This window comes from Adhaeribacter arboris (assembly GCF_003023845.1).
Classification (GTDB): domain Bacteria; phylum Bacteroidota; class Bacteroidia; order Cytophagales; family Hymenobacteraceae; genus Adhaeribacter; species Adhaeribacter arboris.
In genome coordinates this window covers 3,165,696-3,179,763 of the sequence record NZ_PYFT01000001.1, presented here as the reverse complement: position 1 = coordinate 3,179,763, position 14,068 = coordinate 3,165,696, and the positions used below count along the sequence as shown (strand labels likewise).

The 14,068-nt window shown below is 39.2% G+C and carries 8 protein-coding genes; 6 read left to right on the top strand and 2 right to left on the bottom strand.

The features are described from left to right. Nucleotides 1-496: 496 nt before the first annotated feature. The 6 genes from AHMF7605_RS13195 to AHMF7605_RS13170 all read left to right on the top strand — a co-directional run bounded on the left by AHMF7605_RS13195 (nucleotide 497) and on the right by AHMF7605_RS13170 (nucleotide 11,497). The gene (locus AHMF7605_RS13195) at nucleotides 497-1,243 is read left to right on the top strand and encodes a hypothetical protein (RefSeq protein ID WP_233219041.1); all 747 of its coding nucleotides are present in this window, start codon (nucleotides 497-499) and stop codon (nucleotides 1,241-1,243) included. A 447-nt stretch (nucleotides 1,244-1,690) separates the two neighbouring features. Continuing rightward, on the top strand, nucleotides 1,691-2,575 hold the full coding sequence (gene lipA, locus AHMF7605_RS13190) for a lipoyl synthase (protein ID WP_106933465.1): 885 nt from the start codon (nucleotides 1,691-1,693) through the stop codon (nucleotides 2,573-2,575). Between the two features lie 248 nt (nucleotides 2,576-2,823). Next, nucleotides 2,824-5,787, top strand: coding sequence for an ice-binding family protein (locus tag AHMF7605_RS13185; RefSeq protein ID WP_106930036.1), 2,964 nt, complete (start codon nucleotides 2,824-2,826; stop codon nucleotides 5,785-5,787). Nucleotides 5,788-5,815: 28 nt separating this feature from the next. Then, a complete protein-coding gene (locus AHMF7605_RS13180; RefSeq protein ID WP_106930034.1) occupies nucleotides 5,816-6,757 on the top strand; it encodes a PorP/SprF family type IX secretion system membrane protein in 942 nt (313 codons plus the stop codon). 19 nt (nucleotides 6,758-6,776) lie between these two features. Then, a complete protein-coding gene (locus AHMF7605_RS13175) occupies nucleotides 6,777-8,786 on the top strand; it encodes an OmpA family protein (protein ID WP_106930032.1) in 2,010 nt (669 codons plus the stop codon). A gap of 431 nt (nucleotides 8,787-9,217) precedes the next feature. Next, nucleotides 9,218-11,497 carry a TonB-dependent receptor gene (locus tag AHMF7605_RS13170; RefSeq protein WP_106930030.1) on the top strand — a complete coding sequence of 760 codons (2,280 nt, stop codon included), beginning with the start codon at nucleotides 9,218-9,220 and terminating at the stop codon, nucleotides 11,495-11,497. Nucleotides 11,498-11,598: 101 nt separating this feature from the next. Here AHMF7605_RS13170 and AHMF7605_RS13165 read toward each other — a convergent pair whose 3' ends face one another. Together AHMF7605_RS13165 and porV are read right to left on the bottom strand one after the other, a co-directional pair. Next, entirely contained in the window at nucleotides 11,599-12,879 is a 1,281-nt protein-coding gene (locus tag AHMF7605_RS13165) for a M16 family metallopeptidase (RefSeq protein ID WP_106930028.1), read from the bottom strand. Between the two features lie 8 nt (nucleotides 12,880-12,887). Beyond that, the gene (porV, locus tag AHMF7605_RS13160) at nucleotides 12,888-14,024 is read right to left on the bottom strand and encodes a type IX secretion system outer membrane channel protein PorV (RefSeq protein ID WP_106930026.1); all 1,137 of its coding nucleotides are present in this window, start codon (nucleotides 14,022-14,024) and stop codon (nucleotides 12,888-12,890) included. Between the last annotated feature and the right edge of the window lie 44 nt (nucleotides 14,025-14,068).

The following is a 14,068-nucleotide window of genomic DNA, read 5'->3' as shown; positions in this document are numbered from 1 at the left end:
ACCAAATAATATAGGGTAATGAAATTAGATAAATTTTGTTCGTTAATCTGTTAAGTTTCTTTGGCTCGGTTACGTTAACAAACAATGAAATTTAATAAAAAACGTTTAACAATTAAAAATAAAGGCTTGTATTAATCCCGGATTTAGGCCAAGGATTAAATGACAAGTGCGGGCAGCATTTTCGAGTAAGATGCATCCATTCGGTAAAATCATTATTAGGCATAGTAAAAGTTAAGATAATTTCAGCAATAATTGGTTGGTTTGCTGCTATTGTAAAAATTTGTAGCTGAGCACTTTCTATAATTTCGGTTATAGTAGTTTGCGACACTACCCATTATCGCAAGCATCTAAATAATTGTTCCCTGAGGCTAAATGTCTTTCTTAGGTACGTAACGCCCCAGGTATTTAGTAGTTATTATTAGGATCACCGTAAATTAACTTTTATTTGAGGTGAGTCAAAATTTTATTTAATTTAACCAACTTAAAGGTTATCAGAGTGCTTAAATATATTCTCATTTGTTTTATGCTGGGCTTGGCCGCGTTGCCAACGTACGCCCAGCAAGATGATCAATTGCCTCAAAAAGAATTTGTGTATGGGGTTAATTTTAATACCAACGGCGGGCTTATTGGTGGCGGTATGATCAAATCATCGCATTACCTACGCGATAGCTGGTTTAAATTCTGGGCTTTAGAAGTAGTAGAAGTAAAACATCCTAAGGAAAACCGCCGCTATTCTTCTAGTACTGGTAATTCTTTTATTTATGGTAAGTCTAATTATTTATTTGTTTTGCGGCCCGAGATTGGACGTGAATATGTTTTTTTCCGGAAAGCTCCTGAATCTGGGGTGCAAGTAAATGGTGTGGTGGCGGCTGGCCCCTCCATTGGTCTTTTGGCTCCCTACTATATTGTTTATGATTATACCGATTACTCCCGTGGGCCAAATGCCGTAGCAGATTATCGGGTAGAAGCATACAATCCGGAAATCCATACCGACTTTGAAAACCGTATTCGGGGAAGCGCTGCTTTCTTTACGGGTTTAGGTGAAAGTAAATTCCGGCCCGGGCTCCATGTGCGAGGTGGAGTAAATTTTGAATATGGTCGCTACCGCGAAGATGTTACTGGGGTAGAAGTAGGATTTGTATTAGAAGCTTTTACCAAAAAAATGGTTATAATTCCTCAAGCAGATAACGCTCAGTTTTTCCCATCCTTTTACCTGACTTTATATTACGGTCGTCGCAAATAATTGACTTTTACCGGTAATCAGCAATTTTGTTGTACTTAAAGCTATTACATAAAATAAGATTAGGAGTATTTTCAAACTAAGCCGCTTCTATTCCTTGGCTATCTACTTTAAAGGCCTGAAGGTAAACTGAGTTTATTGAACTTAACTGGAGGTTCTGGCTTTTTGTAATAGCGAAACTTTACTAGCTACTTTGTTTTCTTGATCCACTAATCTGTCTAACCTTAATCATTCGGAACAATAAACTTTTCTAGTTGTTATTTGTACAGCATTTAAGCTAGTAGCGGTTGAATTAGTTTTTAAATCAACACAAAAATTTTAGCAGGTATAATCTTAAACCTGATCAAGTGCTGTTAGGCTTATTTTTAAATTTTCGGATTGGTAAGCTTTAGAAAGATAGAGCAGATTTACTACTACCGGATAAATGTTTATCTTTGTGTTATGGAAGAGATTGTAATGCTGCCGGTTATACAGCCGGCGGAGCCAATAGCTAAACCTCGTAAACCAGATTGGTTACGGGTAAAATTACCAGTAGGGAAAGAATACGCCAAGGTTCGGAACTTGGTGGATCAATATAAGTTACATACTATTTGCGAAAGTGGTAATTGTCCTAACATGGGCGAATGTTGGGGAACTGGCACTGCTACTTTTATGATTTTAGGTAACGTGTGTACGCGTAGTTGCTCCTTCTGTGCCGTTGCTACCGGTCGGCCAAATGAGTACGATCAAGACGAGCCGCGCCGAGTAGCCGAAGCTATAAAATTAATGGGAGTAAAGCATGCTGTAATTACCTCCGTAAACCGCGACGAGTTAAAAGATCGGGGAGCGAGTATTTGGCACGAAACAGTGGTTCAGGTAAAAGAGCTATCGCCGGAAACAACGATTGAAACACTTATACCAGACGTAAAGGCTAACTGGAACGCTTTGATCACCATGATTTCAGCGGGGCAGGAAGTGGTTAGTCATAATATGGAAACCGTAAAAGAACTGTATCGGATGGTTCGGCCGCAGGCTAAGTATGAACGCAGTCTGGAGCAAATAAAGCGGATTAAAGAATACGGAAAACGTACCAAGTCGGGTATTATGTTAGGTGTTGGAGAAACAAAGGATCAAGTTTATCAAGCAATAGACGATTTAGTTGCTCATGGCCTAGATATTTTAACTTTAGGACAATACCTGCAACCTACTAAGCGCCATTTAGAAGTGGCAGAATTTATTCATCCGGATTTATTTGCGCACTACCGCGAAGAAGGACTTAACCGAGGACTCAAATATGTGGAAGCAGGGCCATTAGTCCGGTCTTCTTACCACGCCGAACGGCACGTATTTATATAATTTTTTATTTAGTTAAGCAATAAGCCTCATCGGGAAACTGGTGAGGCTTTTTGTTTTTAAGGGCAGAATGAAATAACATTCTCAATATAGTTAAATAATGGCATGAACTAATTAGTATTAAAACGTCTTAATATATTAATTAAAAATATAAGTTCTATAAAATATAGGAATAGTATTTGCATAACAAAGGAAACTAAGAATTAAAATATAAGAATATTCCTTAGTAACGTCTGCAATGTAATTAATATATGAGAAACGTTTTACTGATTTTTTCTTTTCTACTACTCACGTACCGGCTCTACGCTCAACAACAAAAGGTTCCGGATTTAAAAGAAGCTCAGGACTTTGCTGTTCTTGGTCCGGCAGGAGTTTCCAACACCGATGCGAGTGTGGTTTTTGCAGATTTAGCTGTTACTACGGGCACTTTAACCGGCTTTGACCCTGAAGTTGGTCCTGGAGTAGTTATTGGTACAACCGAGGTAAATACTCCTAATGCTGAAGCTGTCTTACAAAGTGCCAGAGAGGCTTACGATTTCGTTAAAAATCAGCCGACCGAATACACGCACGATCCAAAGCTGGGTAACGGTTTTACTCCTTTAGGCGATCCCGAAGTTACCAATGGAATGATTCTTAGTCCGGGAGTTTATAGCTTTAATGACCCGAATGTACTTCTTTCCGGTCTTTTGCGTTTAGACGGCCAAAACCGCACAGACGCCGTTTTTATTTTTAAAATAGAAGGTAATTTCAGTTTTGAGCCAGGCTCTGTTATAGCAATGGAAAGGGGGGCACAGGCTAAAAACGTGTTTTTTCAAATTAATGGGGTACTAATTCCGGCCGCTGGAGGTGTACCAGATGCCAATGCGGTTTTACAAGGTAATTATTTAGTAAACAATAATGGTTCTGAAACTGGTGAAGCAATTCGATTAAGTGAAGGTACCAGTGTAGAGGGGCGTGTACTAGCTTTAAATGGTAGTGTTACCTTACAAGATAATAACATTTATTTGGCTAATATTATTGAAGCAGATCTAAGTATCGAAAAAAAATCAAATCGTAATACTGTTCCTTTGGGTGAGTTGGTAACTTTTACAGTAACTGTAACTAATTACGGCCCTCAAGAAGCAGCGAATGTGGAAGTAGTAGAAGATTTTCCTTATGCTAATCTGGAGGTTGTAGATTATAGTGCTCCAGGTTCTGTGCGGGTAACTTTTGACCCTGACAAAAAAGTATTCCTCTTTAAGTTGGGAAATATGAAAGTGAAGGATAAAGTAGTGGTTACGGTTACTGCTAAAGCAATAGCCGCGGCTAACGTAGTTACAAATAAAGTAGCTGTAAAAGCTGATACGCAGGATTCAAATCCCATTAAAAATAATGCGGAAGTATCCATTAGAATACCTACTGCTTCGGCTAATTTATACGTTACAAAAACAGTTAATAAAACTACGGCAAAGGTGGGTGATAATCTCCACTATGTAGTTACCGTAGAAAATCTAGGCCCTGACAAAGCTACAAATGTGGCCTTAACCGAAACCTTTCCAATTGGTTTTCTATCTATTATAAAAACATCTGTTAATACAGGTATTTACACCCAAAATGTATCTGTTGACCCAACTTCTACTTACAGCCAGAACATATTTACAATCGGTGATTTAGGTGTAAATGAAAAAGCCATTTTAACCATTGATGCACGGATTATTAAAAATGGTAGAATAACTAATACGGCGCTAATAACAAATAATGCGGTTCTTGATCCCGCAGGACTTAACAATAAAGCAACAGTAGTTACAGATGCCGGTGCGGTACCATTAGTAGATCTACAAATTATTAAAAAAGCCAACGGTTCTACGGTTACTTTAGGTAATGAAGTTACATATACTCTTACCGCCCGTAATAATGGCCCAACTAACGCCACAGGTGTAGTAGTTACGGATGTATTATCCACTGATCTGAAATTTGTTCGGGCTTCTTCCGAAGGACAATTTGATGCAAGCACCGGAACCTATAACTGGATAATAGGTAGCTTAGCAGCAGGCGAAGAGAAGTCCGTAACGTTAACTGCTATTCCCCTCATAGCCGGTCAGATAGCCAATTCAGCTATAATTACAGGAAACCAGTTAGACTTAATTTCTGGTAATGATTATTCTGAGGTAGTTATTTGCGTATCTCCTTCTTTGCCGGTGCTGGCAGCTGGCAAAAATGAAGTTTGTGTGGGTGATATTGTTACTTATTCCGTTGATAATATAAATGGAGTTACTGGCTTTCAGTATATATTACCCACTGGATTTACCAAGATAACCGGATCGAATAGTACCATTGTTGTTAAAGTAGAAGATACCGCTAAAGACAATTCTGAAATATCTATCCTTCCGATTAATATCAACTCTTTATGTAGTAATGGTGAGCCGTTGAAAGTTCAGGTAAGGGTAAACAGACCACCTGCTTTGCCAGGAAGCATTACAGGTCCGGTAACGGCATGTGTTGGATCCGAGCAAAGCTTCAGTATTGCTCCCGTAGCTGGTGCTGAAAATTATACCTGGAGTGTACCAGCCAATTGGCAAATTCGTGCTGGTCAAAATACAAATACAATTACAGTTCTAGTCGGCACTAATCCGGGCAAAGTATCTGTATTAGTTTCTAATTCTTGCGGAATTGGTGGCAGCACCGAAACAAATACCATTACTCCCAGTGTCGTTCCGGCTACTGCTGTTATTTCTGATAAAAGCGGACCGTGTACAGGTTTAATGTATTCGGTAACGGAAGTGCCAGGTACCACAAACTATACCTGGAGTGTTCCGGAAGGCTTTACTATTACATCTGGTCAGGGTACTTCCACCATAAAAGTTATTGCGGATCAATTAGATCGTCGTGGTACAATTTCGGTTACTGCTTTTAATGCAGCTGGTTGCAATAGTATAGCCGCTACTTTAGAAGCAAATGCGAAAGCAGCAGATGCCAATCTTACCTTCCCGACCGCTTTTACTCCAAACGGAGATGATAAAAATGAAGCCTGGATAGTAGATAATTTACTTAAGTTTCCGGACAACGACATCCAAATACTAAACCGTTGGGGAAATGAAGTATTTAGAGCCAAAAATTATCAGAATAACTGGCGGGCAACCGGGCTTGGCGAAGGAACCTACTTTTATGTGCTGCGGGTAAAACCATGCGAAGGGAATTATAAAGTTTATAGGGGTTACATTACAGTTGTACGTTAGGCAAACTAATAATCAGAAATAATAAAAAATGAAATTACGTTTATTTTTTGCGGCTATGCTGTTGTCTTTCAGTTCGATGGCGCAGTATAAACCACAGTATACCCAATATATTTTCAATGGGTTGGTTATTAATCCTGCTTACGCCGGTAGTAAAAATGTAGTTCACCTAAATGCTTTCTACCGTACTCAATGGACCGGTTTAGAAGGCGCCCCTACTACTCAATCCTTCAGTATAGATGGTGTTAACAAGTCCAACCGCATTGGAGTTGGGGTACAAGCAATAAACGACCAAATTGGAGCTCAGCGTCGAACTTCTGCATCGATAAATGGGGCAGTTAAATTGAATGTTTCAGAAAGTGGAGTTTTAAGTGTAGGGATTGCAGCGGGTGCATCGCAGTTCAGAGTGGATCGGAATAAACTTATTACTACTGATCCGAACGATCATACCATTGATAATGCCGAAACTAACCTGATTCAACCGGATTTAAAATTAGGGGTTTATTTTCATACCGATAAATTTTACCTGGGAATATCCGCGACGGATTTACTTGACATGAAGCAGGAAAATGCTTTTAATCCTGAGCGCAGCTACTTTCTTACAACAGGTTACGTTTTTGATTTAGGAGAACATCTTAAATTTAAGCCATCTATTCTGATGAAAGAAAACTTTCATGGTCCAACTAACCTTGACTTGAATGCTTTTCTGCTTATCGAAAACCGCATTTGGTTAGGTGGTACTTATCGCACCGCAGCAAATATTTTCAAAAATAATTTTGAAGCATCTGACCTGGCAAATAAGGATGCTGTATCTGCCATTGCTGAAGTGTTTTTATCTCCAAAATTGCGCTTAGGTTATTCTTACGATTTTACCCTGACGCAATTAAATAATTATAGTACGCACGAGTTTTCGCTAGGTGTATTATTATTCAAGAAAGCGGAAACTAAAATGCTGACTCCTCAATATTTTTAAAATACTGCTATTGTTCATTATGAAACATACCTTTACAAAAATCATCTTTTTAATATTGGTTGTAGTATTTTGTGGTTTATCCGGAAAATTGCGGGCTCAATCTGCGCTCCGAAAAGCCAACCAATATTTTGATAGTTATAAATATTCATTAGCAATTGAAGAATATAAAAAAACTATCGAAAGAAAATCACCTACCCTCACTGTTACGCAACGGCTTGCCGATGCCAACCGACTCAGCAACCACTCGGTAGCTGCTGAGGCTTGGTACGCCGAGGTTTTAAAGTTTCCGGAAGCAGAGCCAATAAACATTTTTTATTATGCTCAGATGTTGCATACCAATGGCAAATACGAGGAAGCAAAAGTACAATACTTGCAATATGCTGAAAAAGTGCCTGTGGAGGCTGCGCAAGCCCGTAAACTAGCCGAAGCCTGTGATCTTGCTTCGCAATGGTTAAAGCGCCCACCGATGGTAGAAGTAAAAGCAGTTACTGAGTTAAATTCTTTATACGCTGATTTTAGTCCTATTCAGTACAAAAATGGTATACTTTTCACCTCTGACCGGGGCACAGCCAAGCCAGAAGCAAAAGGTAAAGAAAAAGATAAAATATATGGTTGGACAGGTAGACCATATTTAAAAATGTTTGGAAGTGTTAAAAATGGGGCTAACTGGTCTAAACCAGTGCCCCTTTCTACAAATTTAAATGCAGAATTTCATAATGGTCCGGCGGCAGTAGATTCTGCTAATACTACCATTTACTTTACCCGAACCAACCTGGTTAAATTAGAAAACAAGAAAGCTAATCCAGATCCAACCAGTTGGATAGAAAATCCTTTTGCCTCAGGTTTTGTTAATCGTCTGGAAATATACACGGCGCAAAATATTGGAGGCAAGTGGTCCGATCCTAAGCCTTTTGCCTACAATAAGGTGGAAGAATATTCAGTTGGACATCCGGTATTATCTCCTGATGGGAATCTCCTTTACTTTATTTCAGATATGCCGGGTGGTTTTGGACTTACTGATATTTATTATAGTGAGCGCTTAGGAAATGGTACCTGGAGCAAACCTATAAATGCCGGAAACACAATTAATACCAGCGGTCGCGAGATGTTTCCTTCCTTTGACCAAAAAGGCACTTTATACTTTTCCTCCGATGGTCATAACGGTTTTGGTGGCTTGGATTTATTTTCAACAACGGGTGAACGTTCTACCTGGTCGGCTGTAACAAATCTAATGGCTCCTATTAATTCTTCTCGTAACGATTACGCTATGTTGGTAGAGGAAAATGGCCAATCAGGATTATTTTCATCGGACCGCTTTAGCGAGGAAGCCACCGCTGACATTTACAGTTTTTCTTTGATCCAACAGCCTGCAGTTTTGGTAGTTACTACATTAGAGCGCATAGCCGGGCAAATTGGTAAAAAAAGTTTAGCTCCATTAAGCAACGTGCGCTTACGATTCATTCAGCCTAACGGAAAAGATTCTTTAGTAGCTTTTACTGATAAAAAGGGAAAATATTATTTTAAAGTATCTAAAGGGAACACTTATTCTTTAGAGGGAAGTAAACCTTCCTATTTAACCCAACCTGCTACTATTGAAGTATCGAACAATGCACTAGATACTGTAAACACTACCTTGGTTTTTGATCGCATACAAACAAATATAGCCATTGCTTTATCCAATATTTACTTTGACTTAAACAAATGGGATATCCGCCCAGATGCAGCTTTAGAATTAGATAAGTTAGCCATTACTTTATTAGCCAATCCGAAAGTAAAAGTTGAAATGGGATCTCACTGCGATAGTCGGGAAGGAAATGGCTATAATCAATTACTGTCGGATTTAAGAGCAGAAGCTACTGTTAATTACCTTGTTTCAAAAGGTGTATCTCGTAACAGATTAACCGCTCGGGGTTATGGTGAAACGCAACCAGTAAACCGTTGCGTGGATAATGTGCCGTGTTCCGAAGTAGAGCATCAATTAAATCGTCGGACTACCTTTAAAATTCAGAAAGAAATAGCTTCAAGGTAACTGTAAGGCAAGTAGTCATCTAATAACGGGTAACTGCGACAGGTATTAAATTTAACTAATCATGTTAAAAGAACTGTAGCAAAATAGTAGCACATACTTCATTTAAATAACAAATCCAACATAAAAGACTTCTCTTTACTAAGAGAAGTCTTTTATGTTGGATTTGTTTGTAAAAGCGAGTTTCCTGAATTACCTACTTCTTTAAACCTTATCATACCTAAAATAATGAAACACATTACCTTAATAGTAGTATAATATCCTCAATTTTTCGGTTATGAATACTTAAAAAGCTGTATGAATGAAAAACCACCATGTTGGGATAAAACATTCTGCAAAGTACCTTAATTTTAAAGCTATATTTGTTTCTATCTAATAACATAGGATAGCTTACTAACGTCTAGTAAGAGTAGCTACCAGGTACATATTGATTCATGAGAATTTATTTATTTACACTTCTACTTACAGGTTTAGTAACGTTTACAACCAAGGCTCAGCAAACGCTCTCCGGAAAAATAGCAGCGGCTAAAACCCAACAACCATTAATAGGGGCAACTGTAAGTGTACCCGGAACACCAACTGGAACAACAACTAATAGCAGAGGAGAGTTTACTTTAACTTTACCGTTTGCAACTGATACAATTACTGTTTCCATGCTGGGTTATCAGGTTAAATATATTCAGCCTGATACTTTATTAAACAATGCATTAATATTGTTAGATGTAGACGCGAGAGCATTACAAGAAGTAGTAATCACCGGATATGCTACTAACCGGCCAATTCAGCAAACAGCGGCATCGGTGGGTTTATTAACTCCCAAGGAGTTGGAGCGATATAATACAACTTCTATAGTTCCGGCTTTAAACACAATTCCGGGAGTACGCATGGAAGAAAGGGCAACCGCTAGTTACCGCTTATCCATCAGAGGTAGCAGTTTACGGGCTCCATTTGGGGTGCGAAATGTAAAAATGTACCTGAATGATATTCCATTGGTAGAAGCGAATGGAACCTTACCTCTTAATCTACTTGATGCTGGTACCATCGGTCGGATAGAAGTTTTAAAAGGGCCGGCCGGCAGTGTTTATGGAGCTGGTACCGGCGGAACCGTTCGATTAGAGACTGTTCGTCCAACCGCGGGAGAAAGTGCATTAGAAATTGGTTCTATGGTAGGCTCTTATGGTTTAAAGCGTTTTACCGTAACTGCCAGTACTGCTTCTGAAACATCTGGTTTCCTGGTACGGTACGCTAAACAAGAACTGGATGGTTACCGCCAGCAAAGTGCCATGGATCGTGATGCCGTTTTACTTACTGGTCAATTTTATCCCTCCGATAAGCAGATATTTACGTTTCATACCTATTTTTCGGATTTGTATTATCAATTACCGGGCGCTCTTACCCGGGAGCAATACGAAAGTAATCCAAGGGCAGCCAGGCAGTTGAATATTGATCAGAAAGCATCTCTTAAACTGCAGGGAGTAAACATAGGTTTAGCTCATCAGTACCAGTTCAACGAACATTGGCGAAATAATACTTCCCTGTTTGGGGTGTTTTCTTTCTTAAATAATCCCTTTACAATGGATTATGAACGTAATGCTAACCAAGCTTTTGGTGGACGCACGCAAACAACCTATTCTACTTTATTAGCGGAAAGGCTGATAAGATTTACCTTAGGGGGCGAATTTCAGCATAGTTTCGTTAACTCTCGTCATTATCAAAATAAAGTGGGGGAGCCAGGAAAGTTAAATTTTGATGACGAAGTAGCCGCTGACCAAGGTTTTGTTTTTGCTCAGGCAGAGGCTGACCTACCGGCTAATTTTATTCTTACATTAGGAGGTAGTCTCAATTTTCTTCAATATGATTTAACGCGGGTATCCGATGCGGATACATCAAGTAATTACCTTAACCGTCGGCCATTTAATCCGCAATTTTCGCCCCGTTTAGGTTTGCTAAAAGTTATTTCTCCGCAACTTTCAGCGCATGGTAGTATTAGTGCCGGTTTTTCACCACCAACTGATGCTGAAACTCGTCCTTCGGATGGAAGTTTTAACACTCGCTTGCAGGCCGAACGAGGTTTAAATTACGAAGTTGGATTAAGAGGAAATGCGTTAAAGCAAAAACTTGCTTTTGACATAGTAGGTTTTTGGTTCCAACTAAATGAAACTATTGTTAGCCGTACGAATGCTGCCGGAATTGTAGTTTTTGATAATGCAGGAGCAACCCGGCAACAAGGAATAGAAGCAGCTGTTTCGTATGCTTTTATACAGGATTCCAGAAAACCAATTACTTTATTAAAAGTCTGGAGTACCTACGCCTACAGCCATTTCCGTTTTCGGGAATACCGTCAAAATGATTCTGATTTTTCCGGTAACAAGTTAACCGGCACTCCTCCTCACGTATGGTTAGCTGGTTTGGATATTGAGAGTAAGCCTGGGTTTTACGCGAATATTACAACTAATTACACCAGTGAGATACCGCTTAACGATGCGAACACTGTTTATGCTGACTCTTACTTTTTAGTAGGCGCGCGCGGTGGTATCCGGCGGAGACTCGGGCTTAAATGGCAAACAGAAATCTACGGCGGAATAGATAATGCTTTGAACAAAAGGTACAGCTTGGGTAACGACCTAAATGGCTTTGGAGGCCGCTATTTCCAGGCCGCTCCTGGCCGGAATTATTATGTAGGTTTGCAAATAAAGTACCTGATTAGTAAATAACAGCCTGCCAATTTAAACTAAAATCCGACTTAAATCCAGTTGTAAGAACCGGATTTAGGTCGGATTTTGGTTTACTCATATGTTCCTTGTTTAACACAAAGCTAGTCAACTGGTTTGCCAACTACTGCTTCATAAAAGGAATCTAGAATATAGTATCGATTAGCAAGAAGGTTAAGTTCTTCCGGCGTTACTGATTTAATAGCATTGATATAATTTGAATAGAAAGTTAAAGGTAGTTGATGCAAAATAATATTTTTGTACTTTTCAGATTGATCAAAAATAGTGCTTAAGTCATTCGCTAACTTGCCTACAATATAATTTTGTACCGTCTGGAGTTCTGAAGTTTCCACCAACTCGCTCTTCAATAAGTTCACTTCGCGGTATATCTCGTCTAAAGTTTGCTGCGTGTTCTGGTAATTAACATCCGTAGCGATAAAGAATAAATTATGATGTTCTTTTACCGAAATTGTCGAGTATATACCGTAAGTAAATCCTTTATCTTCCCGGATATTTTTCATCAACCGGGAGCCAAAGTAACCGCCTAGTATTTTATTAAGTAAAGCAAGTTTATGATAATCCGGGTGGTTCATAGCCGGCCAGGCACTACCTACCCTGATGGATGATTGTAAACTATCTTCTTTTACTAGGAAATCTTTTTTAATGATGCCTAAGGGTTTGTATTCCTTAGATGCCATTGACTCTTGATGAACACCAGCCTTTCCAAATAAGCTTTCAACTTTTAAAATATCTTCTGAACTAAAGTCTCCGCAAATAAAAATTTCAGCTTCGGAAAGATTATAATGAGTATGATAAAAGTCTTTTATTTCGGGTAAGGTAATTTGATTTAAAATAACCTCATCCATACCCGTTGCATACGGATGATTAGGACCGTAAAAATTTCGAGTAAAAAGTTGATTGGCTAAATAAGCGTTTTTCTTTTTCTCAACGCTGATATTTTGGATAGTTCGTATTTTAAGTAACTCAAACTCCTTCTCCGGAAACGTAGGAGCGAAAAGTATTTCGCCTAGTAATTCAATTAAAGGATCAAAATGCTTAGTAAGTGTATACAGCGTAATCGAAGTCCGGTCAAAACTTTGATTACTTTCTAGCGAGGCTCCATAAAAAGCAATTATATCCGCAATTTGCCGGGCGGAGTATTGCTGGGTTCCTTCTAACAGCATTTTGGCTGCTAAATAGGCAATTCCATTATAAGGTTCATACCACTTACCCGCTTTTAAAACAATCTCAAATTTGAGAATGGGTTGAGTGGAATTAAAAATACGGTGTAACCGGCTTTTATTCGGAAAAGTCGTTACTTCGGCAGATGGTAATTGTACAGCAGAAATTTCTTTTAAAGCAGGAGCTTCAGTACGGTTAAGCATGCAGTTAATTACTCAGTTGGAACAGTAGTACCAGTACCTTCTTCGTTACTTAAGTTAAAGTGCAAAGTAAACCGGAGAGTACTTGCTAATGGATTGCTTCTATCGCCGTTAGGAACCAAATAAGCAAAGTCAATCCCGAATTTCTGATACCGGATTCCGGCTCCTAAGCTTAAGTAATGCCGATCGCCTTTGTTAGGGCTTTCGTAAAAGTAGCCCAGACGAGCCGCGAATAATTGATTATACCAGTACTCTAAACCAGTATTTAAAATTACTTCCTGTAATTCTTCGCTAGCTCCACCGGGGGCATCGCTAAATGATGAAAATATAGCACTAGGTACGCTTTGCCCGGTATTAGCTCCTAACGAAGGAACTAATAATTTATTCGCATCTACGGCAAGCGTTAAGGTGTTATAGGGGTCCAGTTCCATGGTAAAAGCTGTTCCCAATTTTAAGTTAGTTGGTAGAAAGTCTTTACGATCGGCATTTACATAGTTGATTTTAGCTCCGATATTAGATATGTTTCCACCTAAAGCTAAGTTATAATTACGAGCGCCAATGGTTAGGTCTTTATTGTAGTAAATGCCAATATCTGCTGCAACAGAATTGCCTGGTTTGGAGTCATTAATACCCGCTGAAAGATTAGAATGAATAAAACGCGCTCCAATACCTAAACTTAAGTTCTCGCTTAACTGCTGACCATAGCCAAAACTTACAAAATATTCTTTCGGATTAAATTGCTGGACTGGATTACCCTGTTCATCGGTAAACTGAATATCTCCCAGATCAAAATACATGAGAGAGGCAGAGAACGCAGAACGCTCACTTACTTTCTTAACTCCCGATAAATAAGAGATGGACATATCATTAATGATATTGCGCAACCAGGGAGAATAAGAGGCACTCGCACTAAAATCGGTAGTAACAAATCCCAGTTTTGCCGGATTCCAAAAAGAGGCATTATTATCGGGTGAAGTGGCTACCCCAGCGTCGCCCATTCCGGCTGCCCGTGCATCAGGAGCTATTGTTAAAACTGGTACAGCGGTAGTAACCACGTTAGAGCCAGTAAACTGAGCACGCGACAAATGAGAAATAAAAAGTGAACCAACCGTTAAGGCAGTTACCAGTTTTTTGGAGATTTTAGTCATATTAGGGTTAACAGTTTTAACACGAAATATATGGTGTTCTTGCA

Coding starts and splice junctions, on each gene's coding strand:
- AHMF7605_RS13170 (WP_106930030.1), top strand. CDS start 9,218: ATGAGAATTTATTTATTTACACTTCTACTTACAGGTTTAGTAACGTTT.
- AHMF7605_RS13165 (WP_106930028.1), bottom strand. CDS start 12,879: ATGCTTAACCGTACTGAAGCTCCTGCTTTAAAAGAAATTTCTGCTGTA.
- AHMF7605_RS13175 (WP_106930032.1), top strand. CDS start 6,777: ATGAAACATACCTTTACAAAAATCATCTTTTTAATATTGGTTGTAGTA.
- AHMF7605_RS13180 (WP_106930034.1), top strand. CDS start 5,816: ATGAAATTACGTTTATTTTTTGCGGCTATGCTGTTGTCTTTCAGTTCG.
- AHMF7605_RS13185 (WP_106930036.1), top strand. CDS start 2,824: ATGAGAAACGTTTTACTGATTTTTTCTTTTCTACTACTCACGTACCGG.
- porV (WP_106930026.1), bottom strand. CDS start 14,024: ATGACTAAAATCTCCAAAAAACTGGTAACTGCCTTAACGGTTGGTTCA.